This is a genomic window from Streptomyces sp. JLSY215 (genome assembly GCF_059682825.1).
Map to the genome: position 1 here is coordinate 300,670 of NZ_CM185022.1, position 24,166 is coordinate 324,835.

At 70.6% G+C, this 24,166-nt stretch carries 20 protein-coding genes, 1 pseudogene and 1 riboswitch; of the genes and pseudogenes, 15 read left to right on the forward strand and 6 right to left on the reverse strand.

What is annotated here, in order from left to right; genetic code table 11:
* Window positions 1–115: 115 nt before the first annotated feature.
* Complete coding sequence (locus tag AC5677_RS01520) at window positions 116–850, reverse strand: SDR family oxidoreductase (RefSeq protein ID WP_497193155.1); 735 nt, start codon at window positions 848–850, stop codon at window positions 116–118.
* Window positions 810–1,142, reverse strand: coding sequence for an Atu4866 domain-containing protein (locus tag AC5677_RS01525; RefSeq protein WP_497193156.1), 333 nt, complete (start codon window positions 1,140–1,142; stop codon window positions 810–812). The genes AC5677_RS01520 and AC5677_RS01525 overlap by 41 nt, the downstream gene beginning before the upstream one ends.
* Between AC5677_RS01525 and AC5677_RS01530 the strand changes: the two genes are divergently transcribed.
* The 11 genes and pseudogenes from AC5677_RS01530 (at window position 1,128) to AC5677_RS01580 (ending at window position 14,949) form a co-directional block, all read left to right on the forward strand.
* The gene (locus AC5677_RS01530; protein ID WP_497193157.1) at window positions 1,128–1,961 is read left to right on the forward strand and encodes a helix-turn-helix transcriptional regulator; all 834 of its coding nucleotides are present in this window, start codon (window positions 1,128–1,130) and stop codon (window positions 1,959–1,961) included. The two genes, AC5677_RS01525 and AC5677_RS01530, sit on opposite strands and share 15 nt — an antisense overlap.
* A gap of 352 nt (window positions 1,962–2,313) precedes the next feature.
* Complete coding sequence (locus AC5677_RS01535; RefSeq protein WP_497193158.1) at window positions 2,314–4,857, forward strand: sensor histidine kinase; 2,544 nt, start codon at window positions 2,314–2,316, stop codon at window positions 4,855–4,857.
* A 327-nt stretch (window positions 4,858–5,184) separates the two neighbouring features.
* A pseudogene (locus AC5677_RS01540) lies at window positions 5,185–5,753 on the forward strand (cation:proton antiporter domain-containing protein); the annotation flags it as partial.
* Window positions 5,754–6,098: 345 nt separating this feature from the next.
* Entirely contained in the window at window positions 6,099–6,641 is a 543-nt protein-coding gene (locus AC5677_RS01545; protein WP_497193159.1) for a DUF1707 SHOCT-like domain-containing protein, read from the forward strand.
* Between the two features lie 598 nt (window positions 6,642–7,239).
* Window positions 7,240–8,049, forward strand: coding sequence for an SDR family NAD(P)-dependent oxidoreductase (locus AC5677_RS01550; RefSeq protein ID WP_497193160.1), 810 nt, complete (start codon window positions 7,240–7,242; stop codon window positions 8,047–8,049).
* A gap of 46 nt (window positions 8,050–8,095) precedes the next feature.
* The gene (locus tag AC5677_RS01555) at window positions 8,096–8,173 is read left to right on the forward strand and encodes a 50S ribosomal protein bL37 (RefSeq protein WP_497196946.1); all 78 of its coding nucleotides are present in this window, start codon (window positions 8,096–8,098) and stop codon (window positions 8,171–8,173) included.
* 55 nt (window positions 8,174–8,228) lie between these two features.
* Window positions 8,229–9,014 (forward strand): GNAT family N-acetyltransferase, encoded by a 786-nt coding sequence (locus AC5677_RS01560; protein WP_497193161.1) that lies wholly within the window; start codon window positions 8,229–8,231, stop codon window positions 9,012–9,014.
* 39 nt (window positions 9,015–9,053) lie between these two features.
* On the forward strand, window positions 9,054–9,431 hold the full coding sequence (locus tag AC5677_RS01565; protein WP_497193162.1) for a hypothetical protein: 378 nt from the start codon (window positions 9,054–9,056) through the stop codon (window positions 9,429–9,431).
* Between the two features lie 147 nt (window positions 9,432–9,578).
* Window positions 9,579–9,806, forward strand: a riboswitch (cobalamin riboswitch).
* Window positions 9,807–9,972: 166 nt separating this feature from the next.
* Complete coding sequence (metE, locus tag AC5677_RS01570) at window positions 9,973–12,291, forward strand: 5-methyltetrahydropteroyltriglutamate--homocysteine S-methyltransferase (protein ID WP_497193163.1); 2,319 nt, start codon at window positions 9,973–9,975, stop codon at window positions 12,289–12,291.
* A gap of 234 nt (window positions 12,292–12,525) precedes the next feature.
* A complete protein-coding gene (locus AC5677_RS01575; protein ID WP_497193164.1) occupies window positions 12,526–14,070 on the forward strand; it encodes an FMN-binding glutamate synthase family protein in 1,545 nt (514 codons plus the stop codon).
* Between the two features lie 102 nt (window positions 14,071–14,172).
* Window positions 14,173–14,949 carry an alpha/beta hydrolase family protein gene (locus tag AC5677_RS01580; RefSeq protein ID WP_497193165.1) on the forward strand — a complete coding sequence of 259 codons (777 nt, stop codon included), beginning with the start codon at window positions 14,173–14,175 and terminating at the stop codon, window positions 14,947–14,949.
* A 155-nt stretch (window positions 14,950–15,104) separates the two neighbouring features.
* Here AC5677_RS01580 and AC5677_RS01585 read toward each other — a convergent pair whose 3' ends face one another.
* Window positions 15,105–15,938, reverse strand: coding sequence for an ABC transporter permease (locus tag AC5677_RS01585; RefSeq protein WP_497193166.1), 834 nt, complete (start codon window positions 15,936–15,938; stop codon window positions 15,105–15,107).
* Window positions 15,935–16,855: an ATP-binding cassette domain-containing protein gene (locus AC5677_RS01590; RefSeq protein WP_497193167.1), complete on the reverse strand. Its 921-nt coding sequence runs from the start codon at window positions 16,853–16,855 to the stop codon at window positions 15,935–15,937. The genes AC5677_RS01585 and AC5677_RS01590 overlap by 4 nt, the downstream gene beginning before the upstream one ends.
* Window positions 16,856–17,062: 207 nt before the next feature.
* On the opposite strand from AC5677_RS01590, the gene AC5677_RS01595 reads away from it, so the two are divergent.
* Both AC5677_RS01595 and AC5677_RS01600 read left to right on the forward strand, forming a co-directional pair.
* The gene (locus tag AC5677_RS01595) at window positions 17,063–18,238 is read left to right on the forward strand and encodes a sensor histidine kinase (RefSeq protein WP_497193168.1); all 1,176 of its coding nucleotides are present in this window, start codon (window positions 17,063–17,065) and stop codon (window positions 18,236–18,238) included.
* The gene (locus AC5677_RS01600) at window positions 18,235–18,897 is read left to right on the forward strand and encodes a response regulator (protein ID WP_497193169.1); all 663 of its coding nucleotides are present in this window, start codon (window positions 18,235–18,237) and stop codon (window positions 18,895–18,897) included. Before AC5677_RS01595 ends, AC5677_RS01600 begins: the two co-directional genes overlap by 4 nt.
* Before the next feature lie 147 nt (window positions 18,898–19,044).
* Here the strand turns inward: AC5677_RS01600 and AC5677_RS01605 are convergent, their stop codons facing one another.
* Window positions 19,045–20,262: a PP2C family protein-serine/threonine phosphatase gene (locus tag AC5677_RS01605; protein ID WP_497196477.1), complete on the reverse strand. Its 1,218-nt coding sequence runs from the start codon at window positions 20,260–20,262 to the stop codon at window positions 19,045–19,047.
* Window positions 20,263–20,342: 80 nt separating this feature from the next.
* Window positions 20,343–21,773 carry a pyridoxal phosphate-dependent decarboxylase family protein gene (locus tag AC5677_RS01610; RefSeq protein WP_497193170.1) on the reverse strand — a complete coding sequence of 477 codons (1,431 nt, stop codon included), beginning with the start codon at window positions 21,771–21,773 and terminating at the stop codon, window positions 20,343–20,345.
* Between the two features lie 46 nt (window positions 21,774–21,819).
* On the opposite strand from AC5677_RS01610, the gene AC5677_RS01615 reads away from it, so the two are divergent.
* Window positions 21,820–22,653 (forward strand): 3-methyl-L-tyrosine peroxygenase-related protein, encoded by an 834-nt coding sequence (locus AC5677_RS01615; RefSeq protein ID WP_497193171.1) that lies wholly within the window; start codon window positions 21,820–21,822, stop codon window positions 22,651–22,653.
* Window positions 22,654–23,014: 361 nt separating this feature from the next.
* Window positions 23,015–24,133 (forward strand): WS/DGAT domain-containing protein, encoded by a 1,119-nt coding sequence (locus tag AC5677_RS01620; protein ID WP_497193172.1) that lies wholly within the window; start codon window positions 23,015–23,017, stop codon window positions 24,131–24,133.
* Window positions 24,134–24,166 lie beyond the last annotated feature (33 nt).

Sequence of the window (24,166 nt, forward strand, 5' to 3'; positions counted from 1 at the left end):
GCCGCGCCGTTCGGAGACCACCGCTTCCCGCTGTCTCGCACCCGCGGGCTTCGCCGCTGACTCACGGGTGACAGAAGTGGCCGCACGTCTCTCCGTCAGTTCCTTCCGGAAGGGGTCATTGGGCGCTTGCGGCGGGACGGACGACGATTTCGTTGACGTCGACCTGCGGCGGCTGGGAAAGGGCGTAGGCAATGGCGTCCGCAATGGCGGCGGCCGGCAGTGCCACGGCGCGGTAGGTCTTCATGGCCTCCCTGGCAGCGGGGTCGGAGATGCTGTCGGCGAGTTCGGACTCGGTCACGCCCGGGGAGACGAGGGTGACCCGGATGTTCCCGGTGGACTCCTGGCGCAGTCCTTCGGAGATCGCGCGCACGGCGAATTTGGTGGCGCAGTAGACGGCGGCGGTGGGCGAGACCTCGTACGCGCCGACGGACGCGATGTTCACAAAGTGGCCGCCGCCCTGCGCGCGCATCGCGGGCAGGGCGGCGGCGATACCGTGCAGGACTCCCCGCACATTCACATCGATCATCCGGTCCCACTCGTCGACCTTCAGCGCTTCCAAAGGCGAAAGCGGCATCACCCCGGCGTTGTTGACCACCACGTCGAGTCGGCCGTAGCGCTCGCGGGCGGCGGATACGAAGGCCCGGACATCGGCCGCATCCGTGACGTCCAGCCGCCGGAACGCCACGGTGCCGCCCGCGGTGGTGATCTCTCGGGTGAGCGCATCGAGCCGATCGGTGCGCCGCGCTCCGAGGAGCAGGCGATGACCGTCGGCGGCGAGCCGGCGGGCGGTCGCCTCTCCGATCCCGCTGCTAGCTCCGGTGACCGCAATGACCTTGACCGTGTCTGTCATGCCCGATCTTTCCCTCTCTGTGGAGCACGAGGTGCTCGTGGTGGAGCGCACCGGCGCGGATGTCGCCCGGCGCGGTGAACCCGGAGTCGTCGACGTGATCGATGTGGCTGCCGGGCACCGGGGGCGGCCCGTCGTCATGACGGGCTCCGTCTCCATGGGTGCGCATCTGTCCTGCCCGGCCGAGTCTGGTCAGGTCGAGGACCGCCGGCCAGGACGTGTGCTGCCTGGGTGCACCGCACCCAGGCAGCACACCGGCCCCGCGGCCTAGCCTGAGGAGATGACCGACAACCATCTGGGCGAGTTCCTCCGCGCACGCAGGGCGGCCCTGCAGCCGCGGGACGTCGGTATGGAGAGCTACGGCGTGCGCAGGGTCACCGGACTGCGCCGTGAGGAGGTCGCCGTCCTGGCCGGGGTGAACGCGGATTACTACACCCGCCTGGAACAGGGGCGCGAACGCCACCCCTCGGCGCAGGTACTCGACGCACTCGGCCGCGCCCTGCGACTGGGCCCCGACGCCCACGCGCATCTGCACCGGCTGGCCGGGACGGCGCCGAGCAACCAGTTCGCCCACACCACGGACCGGGTCAGTCCCGCACTGCGCCGGCTGATGGACGGCTACCCGGGCGCCCCGGCGTTCGTCCTCAACCGGACCTTGGACGTCCTGGCGTCCAACGCCCTGGCCGAGGCCCTGCACTCACCTTTCGAGCAGGCGGACAATCTGGCCCACATGACCTTCCTCGATCCGGCAGGTCGACAGTTCTACACCCGGTGGAGCAGCGCGGCGCAGGCCGTCGTGGGCCACCTGCGCCAGGCGGCCGGCCTCGACCCGGACAGCCCGCGGCTGCGGGAGCTCGTCCGCGCCCTCACCGAGCGCAGCGCCGACTTCACCCGCCTGTGGAACACCCACGCCGTGCGTGGCAAGACCCAGGACGCCAAGCACTTCCTCCATCCGGACGTCGGCGCGCTGACCCTCACCTACCAGGCCTTCGACGTACGGGACGCTCCGGGCCAGCAACTCGTCATCTACCAGGCCGAATCCGGCAGTCCGAGCGCCGAGGCACTCGGCCTTCTCGGCTCCGTCCGGGCCACCTCGCACCAGGCCGCTCGGTAACCGGAATCCCTCATCATCGTCGCCCTGATCCCCATCGCGCTGCGCGACGCTCGGCCCCGACAACCCCGGGCTGATCAGGTCGGTGCGGCACCGCCGCGCGGCCGTGGCCGCGTTCGACGGCATCGGCCCCGGGACGGTCGCCCGGCTGGTCTCCCGGCTGGTCTCCCGGCACGTCCAGGGGCGCACGCTGGGTTCCTGGGTCAGGAAAACGTCAACATCGTCGAGCTCAACCGCGCCCTTGCCGAGCTGATGTGACGATGGGTGACAACCCATGTCCGCTCGGCCGCCCGAGATCCGCTCGCAGTACCAGGCGTCGTGGGACCGTGCAGGACACGTGAGGGAGGGGCCTTCGGTGGCGCCGAGGGTGGTCGCAGCCGATACGCCGGGCAGCGTACGGCCAGGAAAGCTCAAGGTGTTCCTCGGAGCGGCTCCGGGGGTCGGCAAGACCTACCGGATGCTGGACGAGGGACGCCGCCGCGCCCGGCGCGGCACGGACGTGGTGGTGGCGTATGCCGAGTGCCACGGCCGGCCGCACACCGAGGAGAGGCTCGAAGGGCTGGAGATACTGCCCCGGGAGCACCGCGCCTACCGTGGCACGTCGTTCAGCGAGCTGGATCTCGACGCCGTCCTCGACCGCCGCCCCGCGGTCGCGCTCGTCGACGAGCTGCCGCACACCAACATCCCCGGCGGCCGCAACGCCAAGCGATGGCAGGACGTCGAGGAGCTGCTGGCCGCCGGGATCGACGTCGTGACCACCGTCAACATCCAGCACCTGGAGTCGCTCAACGACGTGGTGGAGAAGATCACCGGCGTCCCGCAGCGGGAGACCGTCCCCGACGAAGTCGTCCGCCGCGCCCACCAGATCGAGCTCGTCGACATGCCCGCCGAGGCGCTGCGCCGGCGGATGGCGCACGGCAACATCTACCGGCCGGAGAAGGTCGATGCCTCGCTCGCGCACTACTTCCGGGTCGGCAACCTCACGGCCTTGCGGGAACTGGCGCTCCTGTGGGTGGCCGGGCGGGTGGACGAGACCTTGCAGAAGTACCGTTCCGAGCACGGCATCGGCACCGTCTGGGAGACCCGCGAGCGCGTCGTGGTGGCGCTCACCGGCGGACCGGAGGGCGAAACGCTGATCCGCCGCGCGGAACGGATCGCGGACCGGTCCTCCGGCGGCGACCTGCTGGCCGTCCACGTGGCCCGCAGCGACGGCCTCGCCGACGCCTCCCCCGCCGCCCTCGCGAAACAGCGCGCCCTCGTCGAGAGCCTCGGTGGCAGCTACCACTCGGTGGTCGGGGACCATGTGCCCACCGCGCTGCTGGACTTCGCGCGGGCCGAGAACGCCACCCAGCTCGTCCTGGGGACGAGCCGCCGCAGCTGGCTGTCCCGTCTGGTGGCACCGCGCGGCATCGGCGAGGACACGGTCGAGCTGTCCGGCGACATCGACGTCCACATGGTCACCCACGAACGCGCCGGCCGCGGCCGGCGGCTGCCCGTCCCCGGCCGTCGGCTGCCTCGCTCGCGCCGCCTCGCGGGGCCGGTGGTCGGGCTCGTCCTCCCCCTGCTGCTGACCGCGGTCCTCGCCAACACCCGCGGCACGCTCAATCTGACCAGCGAGGCGCTGCTCTTCCTGGTCACCGTCATCGGCGTGGCCTGCCTCGGCGGTGTGGTCTCCGCGCTGCTCGCCTCGCTCACCGCATCGCTGCTGCTGAACTACTACTTCATCCCGCCGAGTGGGCAGTTCACCATCACCGAGCCCAACAACGCGCTCGCCCTCGCGGTGTTCGTGGTGGTCGCCGTCACGGTGGCCGCCCTCGTCGACCGCTCGCTCCGGCTGGCGCGGCGTGCCGCGAGCGCCACCGCGGAGGCGGAGACCCTCTCCTCCATGGCCGGGAACATCCTGCGCGGCGACCAGGCGGTGCCGATGCTCCTGGAGCGCACCCGGGAGACCTTCGGTATGGAGTCGGCCGAACTCGTCCCGCGTGCGGACCAGGAGAGCGAGGCCGTCGAGGGCGGCGACGGACTGGTGAAGGTGCCGGCCGGCCCCGACCGCGTGCTCGTCCTGCGCGGCCGCACGCTACCCGCCTCCGAACACCGGGTGCTCACCGCGTTCGCGGCACACCTCGCCGCCGCCCTGGACCACGCCCGCCTCACGGAAGCCGCCGCCGAGGTCGAACCGGTCAAGGCGGCGGACCGGATGCGTACGGCGCTGCTCGCCGCGGTCAGCCATGACCTGCGGACGCCGCTGGCCGCCGGGCGGGCCGCCATCAGCTCACTGCGCAGCACGGACGTGGACTTCTCCGCGGCGGAACAGGCCGAACTGCTGGCGACGGCCGAGGAATCACTGGCCAAGCTGAACCGGCTGGTGGACAACCTCCTCGACATGAGCAGGCTCCGGGCCGGCGCCCTGACGCTGCACCTTCAGCCCACGGCGTTCGCCGACGTCCTCCCCCTGGCACTCGACACCGTCTCCGCGGCCGCGGTGCCGGTCGCCTCGCAGGGGCTGGACGAGACCGGCGACGTCTTCGCGGATCCGCCCCTGCTGGAGCGGGTCATCGCCAACCTGGTGACCAACGCGGTACGGCACTCACCGCCGCAGCAACGGGTGCTGGTCAGCGCCAGCTCCCTCGGCCGGCGGGTCGAGCTGAGGGTCATCGACCGGGGGCCGGGGCTGCGCCCGGAGGACCGGGACCGGATCTTCGTCCCCTTCCAGCGGCTGGGCGACAACGACAACACCGCCGGCCTGGGACTGGGACTCGCACTGTCCCGGGGCCTGGCCGAGGCGATGGGTGGCACGCTCACCACGGAGGACACGCCCGGCGGCGGTCTGACCATGGTCCTCTCCCTGCGGGCCGCGGCCGCAGGGGAGCCGGCGGAGAGCGAGCAGCCGGTGCCGTGATCCACGCGCTCGCCTTGCACGCCCAGGCGGCCGTCCAGGAAAACTGCAGCCGCTCGACGGCGATCGCGCCTGGCCGGTGTGCCAGGGCAGGTGTCGGCACCCGATGCCCCTCCCCCGGGACGGCGAGAGGCGGACTGGCCTCACTGGCACTGCCCCGTGGCCCGTCATATCGGTGGCCGGTGGAACGGCATCCCGGGTCGCCGGGCGCCGGGGAGCGTTAAGGGCGTGGCAGTAGCCCGACAACACCCGGTAGGTTTCCTTGCGGAGTGCCGGGAAGTCTGGTCGGCGGCGGTTCAGCTCTAGCCGAAGCCATCGAAAGACGAGTACGTGACCGACCTCACTGCCATCCTCCTCCTCGTCGTGTTCGCCACCTTGGTGGCCACGGGCGCGCGCCACTGGCGTATACCCGCCCCCTCGCTGCTGGTCGTCGGCGGCGTACTCGTCGGCCTGCTGCCCTGGATCCCCGATGTCCAGGTGGCTCCCGAAATGATCAGCGTGATCGTGCTGCCGCCGCTGCTGTACGCCTCCGCCGAGGAGATCCCGTGGCGTGAACTGCGGGTGGTGTGGCGGCCGGTGACCGTCCTCGCCTTCGGGCTGGTGCTGGCCACCGCGGCCGCCGTGGGGGCCGTCGCCGCCGCGGTCACCCCGCTCAGCACCACGATGGCGTTCGTCCTGGGCGCCGTACTGGCCGGCACGGACCCGGTCGCGGTAACGGCCCTCGGACGGAAGATCGCGCTGCCGCCGCGCATACAGGTGCTGGTCCGGTCCGAAAGCCTCTTCAACGACGCCACCAGTCTGGTGCTCTTCAAGGCCGCGGTGGCCGGTGCAATAGCCGCACACGCCGTCCCCTTTCCACGGCCGGCGGACAGTCCCTGCTGCTGGGCGGGGCCGGAGCCCGCGGCCGGCTGCGCCGGGCGCTGTGGCCCTCCGTCGCCCGCTGCTGTGTCGCCCGCGCCCGCTGCCCGGTACTGACCGTGCCGCCCTCTCCCCTGCATCGCACGCTCGATGCCGTACACCGCCGCAACGCGTGGAAACTCTCCCTCGACACACGGGAGTTGGCGAACTGATCGCCTCGTCGTCGGCCGTCCGGTGGGCGTCGTCGGCCGGTGCTGTGACCGCACAGGGTCGCCGGGTGGGGCGATCAGGACCATGATGACGCGCGGTCGGCCTTCCCCTCGGATGCCTTGCCCCCTACGGACCTTGGCGCGTTCGCATCGTCAGCGCAGCACTACAGTGAAACGGTGACCTCTCTGCCGGAAGACCCGACGCGACTGATCAGAGAAGACGACCGCGACACGGCCGTGCAGCGCCTGCAGGAGGCGTACACCGAAGGGCACATCCCGCACGAGGAGTTGGACGAACGTCTCCACCAGGTGCTCATCGCCAAGACGCACAGCGAGCTCGTGTCGGCACTGGCCTCGCTCCCCGAGGAGGTTGCGGGCACCACGTCCACGATCGCCGCCGCCGGCGGACGGATCCAGCGGCGCGGCGTATGGCGGGTACCTCGGATCCTGAAGGTCGAGTCCGCATTCGGAAGGGTGCACTTGGACCTGTCCCGGGCGGTCATCGAGCATCCGGTGGTCGACATCGAGTTGCAACTCGGCACCGGCAGGGCGAAGATCACGGTGCCTCGCGACGCGATCGTCGACGCAGAGGATCTGCACACCGGGTGGAAGGACTCGCTCTACAAGCCCCGGCGGCGCTCCCGCCCCGGCGGGCCGAGGATCCGCATCTCCGGGACCATGGAGTTCGGACGGTTGAAGATCCGCCACGCGCGGCGTTGAGGCCCCGTCCCGGCCTATCAGGGCATCCGGATCACAGGCCATCCGATATGCCGTCCGATTTGCCATCCGATATGCCGTCCGATTTGCCATCCGATATCGGCCCGTACCCACGCGGTACCCGGGTGGCCTCGGGCGTGGGCGTGGGCGACGGCGCCATGGCAGTCGCGCTCGTCCACTGCTACCGGGCGGCGAACGGAGCCCACCCGCAACCGAACCGAGGCCGAGCCACGGCAGCCCCCCTGGACACGGCCGGGCGAGCCCGGGTCCCTGACACTCATGCATGGATGCGTGCATCGGCCGAGAACACCTCTCATAAGAGGACCGTCAAGAGGAGAGCGGAACTCTTGAGGCCGCGAGCGGCCGGGCATTTGATGGGTGTTGTGAACAGCGCCTGGCTCCATCTCGACCGTCCGCCTCATCCGGTGGCTCCGTGTCGTGCGCCGCGCTGCCCGGAGACGTCCGCTTCTCGCTGAACCGTCTCCTGCACATTTCGAGGGCGCCGTGAACCGAACCCGGCGCCCTCTTCTCGTCTCTCTGCACGCCCTCGGCCCCTGACGGGGGCTGTTCGGGCTGCCCGTCTCGCTTCCTGGAATGGATCATGCCCGACTCCTCGCTTTCCTCCCGTACGGTCCTGGTGACCGGCGCCACCTCCGGCATCGGCTTCGAGACCGCCCGGCAGCTCGCCGAGCGCGGCGCCACCGTCCTCGTGCACGGCCGCACCGCCGAAGAATCCCAGGCCGCAACCGACAAGATGATCGCCACCACCGGCGTCGACGGCTCCCAACTGTGCGGATTCGCCGCGGACTTCACCAGCCTGGAAGAGGTCGAGGCCATGGCACGGCGCATCGTCGCCGAGCACCCGCACCTGGACGTCCTGGTCAACAACGCCGCCATCGCCGCGCCCGAACGGCACACCCTCACCGCCGACGGAAACGAGATCGCCTTCCAGGTCAACTTCCTCGCGCACTACCTGCTGACCTGCCTCCTCGAACCCGCCCTCACCACCGAGCCGGGCGGCCGCGTCATCAACGTCTCCTCCTCGCTGCACCGCACCGCCTCCATCCAGTGGAGCGACCCGAACCGCGCCCGCCGCTACTCCCGGCTCGCGGCCTACGCGCAGTCGCAGCTCGCCCTCACCGTCTTCGCGGCCGACCCGCGGGTGACGGCGGTCTCCGTCCACCCCGGCATCTGCGCAACGGACCTGATGTCCCTCTACGCCCTCGAGGGCGCCTCGGCGGCGGAGGGCGCCACGCACGTGGTGCGGCTGTGCGATCCGGCCACCGAGATCGTCAACGGCGCCTATTACGACCGCGACCAGCGCGTCGACCCCGCGCCCGCGGCCACCGAGGACCGCACCGTCAAGCGCCTCAGCAAACTCGCCGGCCAACTGGTCGGCCACCACGCCTGAAGCACCGCACGGCGACCACCGGACCAAGCGAAAGGCCCTTACGGCCATGTCGAAGCGGGCCCGAAAGAAGAAGGCCCGCCGCAAGAAGCAGGCCAACCACGGCAGCAAGGCCGGACAGAGCTGAACCACCGAGCGGGGTTGCCCGGATGGGCCACCCCGCGACCGCTCCAGGAGACACCGTGATCGAACTCTCTCCGAACCATCAACTCCCGGCCCCCGCCGCTTGGTTCGCCTCCGCTCCCCCCGGCGCTGCGGCGCTGACGGAACATGCACGCGTCTCGGCGGCCGGGAGCTGGTGGGCCGACCGCGCCGTCGAACCCCGTGCCGTCGCCGTGGCCTGCGCCGACCATGTGCTCTTCCGCGGTGACCCGACCGCCCTGGCACCGCTCTCCCTCGCCAGGTTCGCCGCCCACTACGTACAGGCCCCCGCCCGCTTCCTGCCGCTGCTGAGCAGCGCCTTCGATCTGCTCCTGCCGTGGGAACGCATGGTGTACGTCCACCGCGGCCCCGTCCCCGGGTCGGATCCGCGCCCGCCGCACGGTGCGACGGTGCGCCGGCTGATATCCGAGGACGCCCCGACGCTCGCCGCGCTCGGCCCGGATGCCGCCTGGATCCATGCGAGTTGGGGCGGCTCGGCCGGTCTGGCCGCCTCCGGGCACGGCTGGGCGGCCTTCCACAAGGACCGTATCCTCGCACTTGCCTGTACGTACTTCCGTGGCAGCAGATACGAGGACATCGCCTGCCTGACCCTCCCCGAATACCGCCGTCAGCGCCTCGCCCTGGCCTGCGTCACCGCACTGTGCAGAGATATCGCGGCCCGCGGCCACACCCCCAGCTGGACCTGCTCCCGCGACAACCGCCCCAGCCGGCTCCTCGCCTGGACCGCCGGCTTCCGCCTGGAGCACGAGTACGTCCACTACTTCACCGGCCGGCCGGCCCGCCCCGTTGCCGGCATCACCGCTTGACCACCGCCCGCACCGCCCGCACCGCCCGAACGAGGAACCATGAAGGCATACCGCGCCCCCGATCCCCTCGCCTCGGCGAAGATCATCAACGGCGCGCACGAGCTGTCCGTCCACCGTCTGGAACCGCGGGACGATTCCTTCACCCTCTACTACACGATCACCCCACCCCTGCCGGACGCGACAGGCGGCACTCCCGTACTGCTGGCCCTCGAGGCAACGGACGACGTCGGCAACGACTACCTGGACTGGGGTGGCGCCTACGGGGCCGACGGACGTACCCACACCCGCGGCAGCATCTCGGTCCAGCCGGCACTGGCAGCGGCGGCACGCAAGATACACATCAGGATCACCTTCTTGCACGAGGGCGAGGAGCACGCCTGCCGCCTGACCCTGCGCACCTCGGGCGGCAGGCCCTGAGCGGAACAGGTGTGGCGGGCTCTCGCCGCGAAGCGCGCCGCCCCCGTACGCCGTGCCGTTCGGTCAGGCGGGCTGGCTGGCGGGCGGGCGGGCGGCCAGGATGCGGCGGAACGGCTGACCGAGGTGTCCGCCCCTGCCGCCACCCTCTAAGCTGGCCGGGCAACAGGTTCGCCCCGTCCGCCAGACGGGCCGCGTCGTAAGAGGGAACCCGGTGAGAATCCGGGACTGCCCCGCAGCGGTGAGTGGGAACGACCGCCGTCATACGCACTGGATCCGGGCCATGGATCTGGGAAGCGACGGCCAGTAGGTGCCCGCCGGAACACTCCGGCAGGCGCGCCCGCGAGTCCGAAGACCTGCCCGTTGTCCGAGCACGCCCATGCGTGCACGGATATCCCGGTGACCTCGAGGGCGGGTCGGCGTACATACCTGGCGGACACGTGCGTCGCGAACGCACGGTGGATCCGTCCGGTTCGTCATCCCTTCGCGTGCCTCGTTCCGTCTCCGGGACTTTCAGGAAACGTATCTCGCGAAGGAGAGTTCCGTGACAGCGAAGCCCGCAGCCGCGGCAGCACGGGCCACCGTGTACGGCTACCCCCGCCAGGGACAGCATCGGGAACTGAAGAAGGCCATCGAGGGCTACTGGAAGGGCAAGGCCACCGCCGACTCCCTGAAGGAGACCGCGCAAGCCCTGCGCCGCTCCCACTGGCAGCAACTGGCCGACGCCGGCATCCACGAGGTGCCGACCGGTGACTTCTCGTTCTACGACCATGTACTGGACACCAGCGTCATGGTCGGTGCTGTCCCGGACCGCCACCGCGCCGCCGTCGCGGCCGACGCCCTCGACGGCTACTTCGCCATGGCGCGCGGTACGCAGGACGTGGCGCCGCTGGAGATGACCAAGTGGTTCGACACCAACTACCACTACCTGGTGCCCGAGCTGGGCCCGGACACCGTCTTCACCGCCGACTCCGGCAAGCAGGTCGCCGAGCTCGGGGAAGCCCTCGCGCTCGGCCTCACCGCCCGGCCGGTACTCGTCGGACCGATCACCTACCTCCTGCTGTCGAAGCCTGCCCCCGGCGTGGCCGCCGACTTCGAGCCGCTGACCCTCCTCGACCGGCTGCTGCCCGTCTACGCCGAGGTCCTCGCCGACCTGCGCGCGGCAGGCGCCGAGTGGGTGCAGCTCGACGAGCCCGCCCTCGTCCAGGACCGCACCCCGGTCGAACTGGGCGCCGCCGCCCGCGCCTACCGCGAACTGGGCACCCTCAGCGACCGCCCGAAGCTCCTGGTCGCCTCGTACTTCGACCGGCTGGGCGACGCCTTGCCCGTCCTGGCCAAGGCGCCGGTGGACGGTCTGGCGCTCGACTTCACCGACGCGGCCGCGGCCAACCTCGACGCGCTGGCGGCCGTCGGCGGACTGCCGGGCAAGCGCCTGGTGGCGGGCGTGGTCAACGGCCGGAACATCTGGATCAACGATCTGGAGAAGTCGCTGTCCACCCTCGGCACCCTGCTCGGCCTGGCCGACCGGGTCGACGTGGCCGCCTCCTGCTCGCTGCTGCACGTGCCGCTCGATGCTGCCGTCGAGCGCGATATCGACCCGCAGATCGTCCGCTGGCTGGCCTTCGCCAAGCAGAAGACCGCGGAGCTGGTGACCCTGGCACGGGGCCTGGCGCAGGGGACCGACACCATCGCCGCCGAACTCGCTGCGAACCGCGCCGACCTGGCCTCCCGGGCGAACTCCGCCATCACCCACGACCCGGCCGTGCGCGCTCGTGCCGCCGCAGTCGCCGACGCCGACGGCCGCCGCTCCGCGCCGTACGCCGAGCGCGCGACAGCCCAGCGCGCGCACCTCGGGCTCCCGCTGCTGCCGACCACCACCATCGGCTCCTTCCCGCAGACCACCGCGCTGCGGACCGCCCGCGCCGACCTGCGGACCGGACGGATCGACACCGCCGGCTACGAGGAGCGCATCAAGACCGAGATCCGCGACGTCCTCGGCTTCCAGGAGAAGGCCGGCATCGACGTCCTGGTGCACGGCGAGCCCGAACGCAACGACATGGTGCAGTACTTCGCCGAGCAGCTCACCGGCTACCTCGCCACCCAGCACGGCTGGGTGCAGTCCTACGGCACCCGCTACGTCCGCCCGCCGGTCCTGGCCGGCGACATCTCCCGGCCCGAGCCGATGACGGTGCGCTGGACCTCCTACGCCCAGTCGCTCACCGACCGCCCGGTCAAGGGCATGCTCACCGGCCCGGTCACCATGCTCGCCTGGTCCTTCGTCCGCGACGACCAGCCGCTGGGCGACACCGCCCGCCAGGTCGCCCTCGCCCTGCGCGACGAGGTGGGTGACCTGGAAGCGGCGGGCACGTCCGTCATCCAGGTCGACGAGCCCGCCCTGCGTGAGACGCTGCCGCTGCGGGCCGCGGACCACGCCGGGTACCTGGCCTGGGCCACCGAGGCGTTCCGCCTCACCACCGGCGGTGTACAGGACCGCACGCAGATCCACACCCACATGTGCTACGCCGAGTTCGGCGACATCGTCCAGGCCATCGACGATCTCGACGCGGACGTCATCAGCCTGGAGGCCGCCCGCTCCCACATGCAGGTTGCCCGGGAGCTGGCCGCACACGGCTACCCGCGCGAGGCCGGCCCCGGTGTCTACGACATCCACTCCCCTCGCATCCCGAGCGCCGACGAGGCAGCCGCCCTGCTGCGCAAGGGACTTGAGGCCATCCCGGCCGAGCGCCTCTGGGTCAACCCGGACTGCGGCCTGAAGACCCGCGGCTGGCCCGAGACCCGCGCTTCGCTGGAGAATCTGGTCGCTGCCGCCCGCACCGTCCGCACCGAGCTTCCCAGCTCCTGATGTCACCGACGGCCGGGAGGGAGCGCAGCCGCGCCCTCCCGGCCGTCTCGGCGCGGCCCGGTGAGCATCCGACGACCCTGCCCCCGTGCCCATCAGCGCGGGCCTCTAATATCATTTCGCGTTCTCCGACGGACGTCGGCCCCCGCTTGGTCGCGTCCGCCGCCCAACGCCCGACACGACACGACGACGTCCATCTCATGGCGATGGAGTCGAGCATCGAGGAGAGGAACGTTCATGCGCGCCCGGAGCATCGCCACGGCCACCGCAACGGCACTGGCACTGGTGGCCGCTCGTGACCTTGTCCAGAAGAAGCACGCATTGCTCCGGAACTTCCCGGTGATCGGGCACGCCCGGTACCTGTTGGAGACGATCGGGCCGGAGCTGCGGCAGTACATCGTCACGTCCAACGACGAGGAGCGCCCGTTCAGCCGTGACCAGCGCACCTGGATCTACGCGTCGGCCAAGGGGGAGAACAACTACTTCGGGTTCGGCACCGACAACGACGTCGAGCACATGCAGGGGCATGCGTACCTGAAGCAGCGCACGTTCGCCGGCGCGCTGCCCGACGTGCACGACCCGCAGGCCCCACTGCCCTCGGCCAAGGTGCTGGGCGGGCCGCGCGGGCGCGCCAAGGCCTTCCGGCCGGCGAGCGTGGTGAACATCTCGGCGATGAGCTTCGGATCGCTCTCCGGTGCGGCGATCACGGCGCTCAACGAAGGTGCGGCGCTGGCGGGCACGATGCAGAACACGGGAGAGGGCGGCCTCTCCCCGTACCACCGCAACGGCGGCGACCTCGTCCTTCAGATCGGTACGTCCTACTTCGGCTGCCGCAACGAGGACGGCAGCTTCAACATCGACAAGCTCAAGGACGTGGTCGCCGGCGCCCCGGTCAAGGCGATAGAGATCAAGCTCTCCCAGGGCGCCAAGCCAGGGCTGGGCGGGATGCTGCCGGGCGCGAAGGTGACCCCGGAGATCGCCGAGATACGCGGCATCCCGGTCGGCGAGGACTGTGCCTCCCCGTCGCGGCACACCGCGTTCAGCGACGTCGACTCGATGCTCGACTTCGTCGAACTGCTCGCCACCGAGACCGGTCTGCCGGTCGGGGTCAAGAGCGCGGTGGGAGAGATGGAGTTCTGGCAGGAGCTGGCCACGCTGATGGCGCGTGGTGACCGTGGTGTCGACTTCGTGACCATCGACGGTGGCGAGGGCGGCACCGGGGCGGCGCCGCTGACCTTCTCCGACTCGGTGTCGCTGCCCTTCCGGATGGGCTTCTCGCGGGTCTACGGCGCCTTCGCCGAGCTGGGGCTGACCGACGACCTGACCTTCATCGGCTCCGGCAAGCTCGGCCTGCCCGAGAACGCCGCGGTCGCCTTCGCTCTGGGTGCCGACATGATCAACGTGGCCCGTGAGGCGATGCTGTCGATCGGCTGCATCCAGGCGCAGAAGTGCCACACCGACAAGTGCCCCACCGGCATCGCCACCCAGAACCCGTGGCTGGCCCGCGGCCTCGACCCGGCCTCGAAGGCCACCCGGGCCGCGGTCTACCTGCGCACCCTCCGCAGGGAGCTGCTGAAGGTCTCGGCGGCCGTCGGCGTCGCCCACCCGGCCCTCATCACGGCCACCGACATCGAGATCATGAACGGCGATTACGAGGCCCGCACCCTGGCCGGCGTATACGGTTACAAGGACGGCTGGGGCGAGCTCGGCCCGCACCTCGCCGCTGAGATCACCGCACTGCTCACCACCAAGCCGACCTCCGCACAGAAGCCGACCGTCTGACGCGCCGACCGCGACAAGCACCGCGCGCACGCGCGTCGCGCCGGCTGATGTCGCCCTCGTCCCCCCTGCCCCACGAACAGCCCCTGCCTAGGTGAATGCAACATGAGCGAAAAAGTGAGATTCCAGAGCGTCGTCGGCCCCGAACTGGCCGGGGCGATCGACCTGCCGGACGGCGAGATCCGGGGCTGGGGAATCTTCGTGCACGGATTCACCCTCGGCAAGGACTCGCCGGCCGCCTCGCGCGTCAGCAAGCAGCTGGCCCGCGAGGGGATCGGCATGCTGCGCTACGACAACCTCGGGATCGGGGACTCCGACGGCGACTGGGGAGACGGTTCCTTCACCGTCAAGGTCCAGGACACGGTCCGTGCGGCAGCCCTGATGGCGGAGCGAGGGACTCCGGCGGACCTGCTGGTGGGGCACTCGTGGGGAGGCGCCGCCGTCCTCGCCGCGGCGACCGGCGTCCGCGCGGTCGCCACGATCGGGGCGCCTTCCGACCCCAGCCACGTCGAGCGGCAGTACGACGCGGTCGTGGACCGCGTTCTCAGTGACGGGTCGCACGAGTGGTTCGTCGGCGGGCGGACCCTGGTCCTCAAGCGCGCCTTCGTCGAGGACGTCCGCCGCGCTCATCTGCGCGACCGGATCCGTGAGTTGGACCTGCCGCTGCTCGTCCTGCATTCGCCGACCGACAACACCGTCGACATCGACAACGCCGGGGAGATCTTCCGCGAGGCACGACATCCGCGAAGCTTCGTCTCGCTCGAAGGGGCGGACCATCTGCTGACCGCACGAGGACAGGCGCAGCGCGCCGCCCACATCATCAGCGCCTGGGCCGACCAGTACATCCACGGGTCACGGCCCGCAGGAAAGACGCCCAGGTGATGAAGAGCTCGCACAGATAGGTGCGGGGTTCGTCCAGGTCCTGCCCGATGGGTCAGGGTCGGAAAGGCCGCGGCGTCTGGTGCTCCCCCACGTCTTGAGGGCGCGGGAGGTAGCCCCTCGCTTCCGGGGCACGCAAGGGTGCCCCGGAGGCACGTTCACACGTCGCGGTGCCGCACGACGAGCACGGCGAGTGCGACCGCGATCAGCGGCCAGAGCGCGTACACGGTCCAGGAGCCGGGGATCGTGGCGCTGTAGCCCAGGGATCGGGGATCCGGGTCCCAGTTCTGGACCAGACGGCTCCAGGAGGCCGACACCAGCGCGTGTTTGATGTCCGCCGACCAGCGGGTGCGCTCCGAGAACATGGGGGGCAGCATCAGCAGGGTGAAGACGCTGGTGACCATGGTCGCGGCGGCGTGCCGGAGCAGAACGCCGAGGCCCAGACCGACCAGTGCACAGACCGGGGCCAGCAACGCGGAGGCCGCCAGAGCCCGGAACGCCCCGGGGTGGGTGAGGGGAACGCCGGCGTGGCGTCCGTTCAGGATGGCCTGGGAGACCAGGAAGGATCCGGTGGAGGCGGCCGTGCCCACCGTCGTCCACAGCGCCGCGGTGACGGTCGCCTTGGCCAGCACGACCGAGCCGCGGGCCGGGACGGCCACGGTGGTGGTGCGGATCAGGCCGCTGTTGTACTCGCTGACGACGGTGAGGGCACCAAGACCGCCGGCGACGAGCATCAGCGTCCAGTAGCCGGTTGCCGGGTACGCGTCGAAGGCGCGGAAATCGGCGGGACCAGAGCCTGCGGCGTGGTCCGCCAGCGTGGCCACGACGGTGGAGCCGATGACGAACAGAAGGGTGAGTGCGATCGTCCACGGGGTGGAGCGCAGGGACCGCATCTTGATCCACTCAGCGGCGAGCAGATCGCGGAAGCGGACGGGCGGCTCGCCGACGGGCGCGGCCGAGGTGGTCGGGGTGATGGAGACGGGTGTGGTCATCGGGGCTGTCCTGCCAGGTATTCGGTGCTGTCGGCGGTGAGTTCCATGAAGGCCGCCTCCAGCGAGGCGGTGCGGGTGGTCAGCTCCGCCAGCTGGATCCGGTTCTCGAAGGCGAGCGCTCCGATGCGGTCCGCCGGGAGCCCGGTCACGGCGAGCTTCTCGGCGCCGGCCGAGCCCTCCGGCTCGACCGAGGCGCCCGCCGCGGTCAGCACGGCTGCCAGCTCGGCGGCCTGCGGTGTCCCGACCACGACGCTGCAACGGGTGCCGCGGGCCGCGAAGTCCCGTACCGACTCGGCGGCGATGAGGCGGCCCCGGCCGATGACGACCAGCTGATCGGCGGTGTTCTCCATCTCCGACATCAGGTGGCTGGAGAGGAAGACCGTGCGCCCCTCGGCGGCCAGGCGCCGGAAGAGCCGGCGTACCCAGCGCACGCCCTCCGGGTCCATGCCGTTGATCGGCTCGTCGAACATGAGCACGGGCGGGTCGCCGAGCAGGGCGGTGGCGATGCCCAGCCGCTGCTTCATGCCGAGGGAGAATCCGCCGATGCGGCGGGCCGACACCTCGGCCAGCCCCACCTCCTGAAGCACCTCGTCCACCCGGCGCCGCGCGATGCCGTTGCTGCGGGCCAGGGCGGACAGGTGAGCCGCGGCGCTGCGTCCGCCGTGGACCTGGCCGGCGTCGAGGAGGGCGCCGACGTGCCGCAGTCCGCGCGGGTGGCGGTGGAAGGGGACGCCGCTGACGGTGGCGGCGCCGGTGGTGGGCGCGTCCAGACCGAGGATCATCCGCAGGGTGGTGGACTTGCCGGCTCCGTTGGGGCCGAGGAATCCGGTGACCTGGCCCGGTCGGACGGTGAAGGACAGATGGTCGACGGCAGTCTTGCTGCCGTAGCGCTTGGTGAGTTCGCTGACTTCGATCACGACACCCACACTGCCGAGCGGCCCCCGTTCGGACATGGGGCCGTGGGCGGCAATCGTTCCGCCGGATTCGCCCGGGGGTGTACGTCCCCGGGCTGATGCCGCGCGGACGGTGGCCGGTTAGTCTCGCGGCGTGAACCCCATAACGATCACTCCGTTGCCCGCGCGTGTCGCGCACCGCGGCCTTCGTCTCACGAGGGCACGCTGCCGATGACGAGAACGAAGGCCGTGGCCTGGGCGGGGGGTGCCTCCTACCTCCTCATGGTGGGTCTGCTGGTGGGGGGCGCGACGCGGGCGTCGGGAACGGTCCACGGTGTCGGGTCGCTGCTGGCCGTGAGCTTGCTCGTCGGCGTGGTGCGACGGATGCCGCTGCCGGCGCTGGCCATGACGCTCTTCGGGTCCACCGCGGTGGTGGTGGCCACTCCGAGCTCCGCCCATGCGGACCTGGCGGTGTCGTTTCAGGGCCAGTTCCTGTCGTATCTGGCGGTGGACCTCGTCCTGGGCTTCATCGTCGCCACCTGCACACGGCGAGCTCGGATCGTCGCCGTGTCCGTGTCCTTCGCCGTGCAGTCCGTGGTGATCGGCGGCTTCGCACACGGGGACAACCTGACCGTCAACGGCGTGATCGCGCTCTTGGCGATGGCCGCGTCCTGCACGGTCGGTCTGCTGAGTCGCGAGCGCCGCGAGCACGCGGTGGCGCTGCGTTCGCAGGAGGTGGCCGAGGCAGTGACCGCCGAACGACTGCGTATCGCACGGGAACTGCACGACATGGTCGCGCACAGCATCGGCATCATCGCCATCCAGGCCGGAGTGGGCAGCCGGGTCATCGAGACGCAGCCTGCGGAGGCCCGCGAGGCGCTGCGCGCCATTGAGGCCACCAGCAGAGAGACCCTGTCGGGCCTTCGGCGCACACTGGTGTCGCTCCGTCAGGCCGACCCGGGCGCGGCGGAGCCGGGGCGGGCATCGCTCGCACCGTCGCCTGGCCTGGCGGACCTGGAAAGGCTGGCGGCGACGACCGCGGACGCGGGGGTACGCGTCGACCTGCGGGTCAGCGGGAATCACCGGCCGCTGCCCGCCGACATCGACCTGTCCGCCTACCGCATCGTGCAGGAGGCGCTGACCAACGTGGTCCGCCATGCCGGCGCCGGGCAATGCCGGGTGACCATCAACTACGGAGACGAGGAACTGTCCGTGGAGGTCGTCGACGACGGGCACGGTGCCCACGAGAACGGCTCGGCCCATGGCTTCGGCCTCGTCGGCATGCGGGAGCGGGTCGGCCTGCTGCACGGCCACCTGACCGCCGGGCCGCGTCCTGAGGGCGGCTTCCGGGTGGCCGCGCGACTGCCGCTGCCCGAACCCGTCGGAGTTCCGGTGGAGGCCCGATGACCGTCCGCATCGTCCTCGCCGACGACCAGCCGTTGGTGCGGTCCGGTCTGCGCGTGATCATGGCAGACCACCCCGACCTGGAGGTCGTCGGTGAGGCCGCCACCGGCGCCGAGGCGGTCCAACTGGTCGGGGACGTCGGCCCCGACGTTGTGGTGATGGACATCCGGATGCCCGGCATGAACGGGATCGAGGCCACCCGCCTGATCACCGCCGGTCCGTCAGCCGCCCGCGTCCTCGTCCTGACCACCTTCGACGAGGACGACCACGTCTACGGCGCGCTCCGGGCGGGCGCGAGCGGCTTCGTGGTCAAGGACATGGCGCTGGACGACATCCTCGCGGCGATCCGCGTGGTCGCCGCCGGCGACGCGCTGATCGCGCCGGGTGTGACGCGCCGTCTGATCGCGGACTTCGTCAGGCGCCCCGCGGCCGCCCCGGAGCGCCCCCCACGTCCGGTCGAGGGCATCACCGAGCGGGAGCGGGAAGTGCTGACCCTGGTCGGACGAGGCCGGTCGAACACCGAGATCGCCGAGGACCTCTTCATCACCGTGGCCACCGCCAAGTCGCACGTGTCACGGCTGCTCAGCAAACTGGGCGCCCGGGACCGGGTCCAGCTCGTGATCACCGCCTATGAGATGGGGCTGGTCACGCCGCCTCGCTGACACCTCTGCGGCGCATCCCTCCAACTGCTGACGACATCTGGCAGGCTCCCCAGCCCTCGTACAGCCGGCGAACTTCCGGAAACACACCGCGACAAGAGCTGCTGACAAAGCTGCTACCAGCGCAGTGAGGCCCGGCGCGATACCGCGTCACCGGCACTGCGGGCGCCATTCGAAGAGCAGGATGGTCACGTCGTCCCGCAGTTGGTTGCGCTGGTAGTCGAGGATGGCGTGGATGAGCAGCCGCAGCACCTCCGCCGGGCGCTGGCCGGCGGAGGTGGAGCGGATGATGAAGTCGGTGAACCGGTCGAGGCCGAACTCCGCACCGTCCGCGTCGCGCGCCTCCACGACACCGTCGGTGTAGAGCAGGACGCAATCACCCGGTTCCAGCGTCGTCTCGTGGACCTGCCGGGCTGCCGGGGCGAGCGGGCCGGCCAGGCCGATCGGCGGCTGCGGGGGGCTGTCCAGCGCCCCGTCGAGCACCCGCTCGGCGCGGATCAGCAGCGGTGCGGGGTGACCGCAATTGATCCAGCGCAGCACCCCGGTCTCGGCGTCGAGCCGACACAGCACGCCGGTGCAGAACTGGTCGGGCACCCACTGGGCGAGCGCCTCGTCGACGGAGCCGACGACGTCGGCCGGTTCGCTACCGCCGCGGCGGGCGTTGCGCGCCGCCGCCATGGCGATCGACGTGGTCAGGCCGGCGGTCAGATCGTGCCCCATGGCGTCGAGGATCATGGTGTGCAGCACGTTCTTGATCACCGAGTGGTCGTAGGCGTCGCCGGCGATCTCGTACGCAGGTTCCATGACCGCGGTCGAGACACACCTGCTGCTGCCGATGGTGCGGGGTGGCAGGAAGGCCCGCAGCATCTCGGCGGGCAACTGCATGGTCGCGGTGCGGGTGCGGGCGGCGAGCCAGTCGCTGTAGCCGCGCTTGGAGGTGATCAGCATGGCGAACAGATGGGCCAGGATCTGGCTGCGGCGCATCCGGATCCCGTCGAGCGAGGCGGTCCGCACCTCCAGTACGCCCAGCCGCTCCGCACCGTCGACCAGAGGCATCCAGACGACCAAGCCGTCCTCGGCCTCGGCCACCCGCGGGGAGACCGTGCGGTACGCCCAGCCGGCCGTCGAGCGATCCACCGGCAGCGGCTCGAAGGCCTCGTCGAGTGGGATGAGCAGCCGTTGTTGCAGGTCGACGAGGTAGATCAGCGCGGTGTCCAGACCGAGGGCCGAGGCGCACCGCTGCGCCAGGGCGGGCATTTCGACCGGCAGGGCCGTCTGCGCCTCGATGATCAGCTCTTCCAGCCGATTCTCGTCTACGGCGGTGTCGGGACCGGAGGACGCATGCGGTGGGTCCGACACGGGGATCACCCCTTCCGTGCCCAGTCTCACACCGATCCCGTCTTCTCTCACGTCAGGCAGGACCGCGGACGACGTCATATGCCGCCGTGTCACGAAGGGGAGGCCGCGAAGTTCTCCGGCTGCTGGGCGTGGGTGCGGATCCGATTCCAGACGTAGTGCAGCGTGTCCGCATCGACGTACGGAGATCCGAAGGCGGCCCGGACGGCGGGGCGGCCGTTGACGCTTGTGGGGGTGCACAGGAGCGTGGGGTCGGTTTGCAGGCGGGAGAGCAGGTCACGGGTGTTGTCGTCGGTGTCGCGACGGAAGACGACCAGGCCCAGCTCGTGCACCTCCAGGTGAAACCCGGGCTCGGCCGTGATGAGGCGGGCCAGCCGGGCCGCCAGGTGGATGTCGTGACGGATGGCCTTGCGCAGGCCTTCCACGCCGTGGGCCCGCATCACGTACCAGAGTTTGAGGGCACGCATGGGGCGGCCGAGGGGTACCTGCCAGTCGCGGAAGTCCACGACCCGGCCGGAGTCGGTCGCGGGGTTCCGCAGGTATGAGGGGGAGATGCTCATCGCGTCGGTGAGAGCGGCACGGTCGGAGGTCCACATGACGTCGCACGGGGTCCCCGCACGCATCCATTTGTGGGCGTTGACGGCGTAGGAGTCGGCGAAGGCGATGCCGTCGATGAGGTGCCGGTATTCCGGGCACAGTGTCGCGGAGCCCGCGTAGGCGGCATCCACGTGCAGCCACACGTCCTCCCGCCGGCACAGCTGCCCGATGTCCGGTACGGGGTCCACGGCGCAGATGTCGGTGGTGCCGACCGTAGCGACGACGACGGCGGGGATGAAGCCGGCCGCGCGGTCGGCGTCGAGGCGCGCGCCGAGCGCATCGGGATCCATCCGGCCGGTGCCCGGCAGTGTGGCGATGAGCTGCGGCTCGCCCAGGCCGGCGAGCCGGGCGGCCTTCGGGACGGAGGAGTGGGCCCGTTCCGTGCAGTACATCCGGTAGCGGCCCTCGGTTCCGGCCGTACGCCATCGCCCCTGCGACGCCCGTTGGAGGGCCGCCGCAGTGGCCACGAGTACCGCCGATGAGGCGGAGTCCTGAATGACTCCACCACCGCGGCCACTCGAATGGCGGAAGGCTTCCGGCAGGCCGAGGGCTTGGGCCAACCAGTCCGTGACCACTTGCTCCAGCTCCGTGGCCGCCGGCGATGTCGACCACATCATGCCCTGTACGCCCAGCCCTGCGGTGACGTACTCGGCGAGCACGGACGAAGGGGAGTTACTGGTCGGGAAGTAGCCCAGGAATGCCGGATGCTGCCAATGGGTCAGGCCCGGGACGATGACCTTCCAGGTGTCGGCCAGCAGCTCTTCAAGGCTCTCCGCTTGCTCGGGAGGCGCCGACGGCAGTGCGGTGAGCAGCGAGCCGGGTTCGCACGGCGGAGTAACCGGCACCTCTCGGGCCGCCAATGCCCGCCAATGGGCGACCAGTTGTCTGGTGGCCGTTTCCACCGCCGCTTCAAACTCATCACCCATAACGGAAAAGTAGCGGCCTTATTATGCTTTGTCTATTATGTCGCTTATGCATCTCCGTCGCGTCGAACTCCGGCTTCCCGACCCGGATCAGCTGCCCGAGAGGCTTGAGTCGTTGTGGCGTTCATCCGTTCGAGAAGGCCGCCCGGTTCGCTCGGTCCGGCGCCGGCTGTCCGACCCACGGGAATCCGATTACGACTCCTTTTTCGGTGTCATCCGGGTGGTCTCCGGTGCGCCGGCCCTGCTGCTTTCCGAGGCACTGGTCACCACGGTGAGCGCCATGGTCTCGCTGCCCGAAGGCGCCGCCGAACCGGCGCTCCACCAGGCTCTGGATGCGGTCTGCCTGGCTCCCGTCGCGGTACCGGGACTGACGCACAATACGGCCGCTCAGCAGCGCTGGATACACGGGCACCGCCTGTTCTTCGCACTCACCCAAGCGGCCATCGTGGGCTTGCAGGACGCACTGGCCGCACCGCACGCCCGTTCCTGCGGGCCGGGCGTTCAGGCCACGCGCGTCTTCCTGCATGCGAGTGCCGCCGCCATGCGCCTGACCGCCTCCTTTTCCCGGTCCGCGTATGAGCGCATCGTGCGGCCTTCCATGACACCGCCCCAGCATTCCGCCGAAGGGTTCTCCGGGCTCTGGTCGGCCGATCACCGCGTGCTCATCACCCGATTGCGCGCCTGGGGTGCAATGCACAATGAAATATGCAGGGATTCCTGCAGAACCCGCCGGCATCTGCTGAACGCCGTGGACGAGGTGTACACCGCTCACATCGGTATATGTGAACGCTTCATCGGGGACGGCTCCTCTCTTTTGCGGGGATCGGATAGCTCACTGGACACTCTCAGTAAACTCGCCAGGCACCGCGGCCGACTTCTTTAGAACTGTGCATTTGCGCCGAGTGCGGCCCGGCGCCGAGCGCGGCAGCTGCCAGCTCTCCGGCACACCGCGTTCGGCCCAATTGCCGGTGGCGCAGCGATATCTGATGGACCAGCACATATCTCTTGCGTTCACGTCCTCGTCCTCTTTACAGGAAGGGATCGAGATGGGTCTCCGAGATGTCCTTCGCCGAGCCGCTGCCGGACAGGATCCGGCGCCCACTGCTGGGCGGCAGGCCGGCGTCAGGCAATACAGGGGAGCCTTCTTCGACTACGCAGCGGCGCACCCCGGCACATCGGTCGCGGTGGGAGGCGTCAGCCGCATCACGGGGGACGTGCCCGACCACGAGGAAATGTGTCTCCTGGTGGACCTTGCGGTAGCCCGCTATCCGGAACTCGCTGAAGCGCCACCAGGTGGGTCCGACAGCGGGGCGAAGGCCCCGTTCGCCGCCGCGGACCATGTCTTTCGTACGTCCGTCCCCGCGGGGACACGGCTGGACGGACTGCGCGCCGCGCTGGGGGATCTGGCCGCGGCACCCTTGCCGGAACGCCTCTGGGGAGTATGGATTCTGCACGGCTACGCCCCCGATGAGTTCGCGGTCGTACTGCGCGGGCATCATGCGCACTTCGACGGCATGCTGCTCAGCGAACTCTTCCGCGGCACCCTCAGCGGGCCCGCCGCCTCCTCAAAGGCAGGCGCCCCGCCGCCCGGCCGCGCAGCCCGCCGTGGCACCACAGCCGAGCTGGCCACCGCCGTCCGCGAAGGCATCGGCGCCTTGGGCGGACTGGGCCGGGCCGCTCGTCTCGTACCGGACGGCTTTCCCCTGACAGGCGAGTTGCACTATGCGTGGGGCGGCGTGGAGCTGGCCCGTTTCCGGAAAGTCGCCGCCGCACACGGAGCCACCCCCAACGACCTGTACTTGTCGTCCCTGGCCGGCGCGCTCAAGAGCTGGGCCGGGGAACGCGGCCGGCCGCTGGGCCGGCAACCGATGCGCATGATGGTGCCGGTCACCCTGCGGCGTCGGGACAACGCGGGCAAGAGGGGGAACTCGGTGCTGGGCGCGGCAGTACGGCTGCCCGTCGGCCTGGACGATCCCGTTGCGCGACTGGAGCACGTGAAAGCCCGTACGCGCAAGGTCCGTTCCTCGCTTTTCAATCCCCACGCCGGCGCCCTGGGACGGATGGTCCCCGACCGGTTCGGCCGCTGGCTCCTCGAACTCGACCTGCACCCGCGGAGCACGACGGTACTGGCGTCCCACGTTCCCGGACCCGAGAAGCGTCTCCGGCTCGGCGACCGGGTGATCACCGACGTCATCCCGCTGAATCTCCTCCCGGCCGGCCATGCGCTCGCGGCATGCCTTTCCAGCTATGCCGCCACCGCACAGATCTGCTTCGTCGCGGACCGGACGGTCGGCAGCTGCGACGGCCTGGTGCAGCTGTGGATGCAGGAGCTGGACGAGATGACGGCGCGCGCCGGGCTGTGATGATGAGCGGAGAAGCGGTCCGGGAGCAGGAGA

Excerpts from the sequence above, each read along its gene's own strand:
- AC5677_RS01520 (WP_497193155.1), bottom strand. The coding sequence starts at position 850 with ATGACAGACACGGTCAAGGTCATTGCGGTCACCGGAGCTAGCAGCGGG.
- AC5677_RS01530 (WP_497193157.1), top strand. The coding sequence starts at position 1,128 with ATGACCGACAACCATCTGGGCGAGTTCCTCCGCGCACGCAGGGCGGCC.
- AC5677_RS01525 (WP_497193156.1), bottom strand. The coding sequence starts at position 1,142 with ATGGTTGTCGGTCATCTCCTCAGGCTAGGCCGCGGGGCCGGTGTGCTG.
- AC5677_RS01550 (WP_497193160.1), top strand. The coding sequence starts at position 7,240 with ATGCCCGACTCCTCGCTTTCCTCCCGTACGGTCCTGGTGACCGGCGCC.
- AC5677_RS01555 (WP_497196946.1), top strand. The coding sequence starts at position 8,096 with ATGTCGAAGCGGGCCCGAAAGAAGAAGGCCCGCCGCAAGAAGCAGGCC.
- AC5677_RS01565 (WP_497193162.1), top strand. The coding sequence starts at position 9,054 with ATGAAGGCATACCGCGCCCCCGATCCCCTCGCCTCGGCGAAGATCATC.
- AC5677_RS01575 (WP_497193164.1), top strand. The coding sequence starts at position 12,526 with ATGCGCGCCCGGAGCATCGCCACGGCCACCGCAACGGCACTGGCACTG.
- AC5677_RS01580 (WP_497193165.1), top strand. The coding sequence starts at position 14,173 with ATGAGCGAAAAAGTGAGATTCCAGAGCGTCGTCGGCCCCGAACTGGCC.
- AC5677_RS01585 (WP_497193166.1), bottom strand. The coding sequence starts at position 15,938 with ATGACCACACCCGTCTCCATCACCCCGACCACCTCGGCCGCGCCCGTC.
- AC5677_RS01595 (WP_497193168.1), top strand. The coding sequence starts at position 17,063 with ATGACGAGAACGAAGGCCGTGGCCTGGGCGGGGGGTGCCTCCTACCTC.
- AC5677_RS01600 (WP_497193169.1), top strand. The coding sequence starts at position 18,235 with ATGACCGTCCGCATCGTCCTCGCCGACGACCAGCCGTTGGTGCGGTCC.
- AC5677_RS01610 (WP_497193170.1), bottom strand. The coding sequence starts at position 21,773 with ATGGGTGATGAGTTTGAAGCGGCGGTGGAAACGGCCACCAGACAACTG.
- AC5677_RS01615 (WP_497193171.1), top strand. The coding sequence starts at position 21,820 with ATGCATCTCCGTCGCGTCGAACTCCGGCTTCCCGACCCGGATCAGCTG.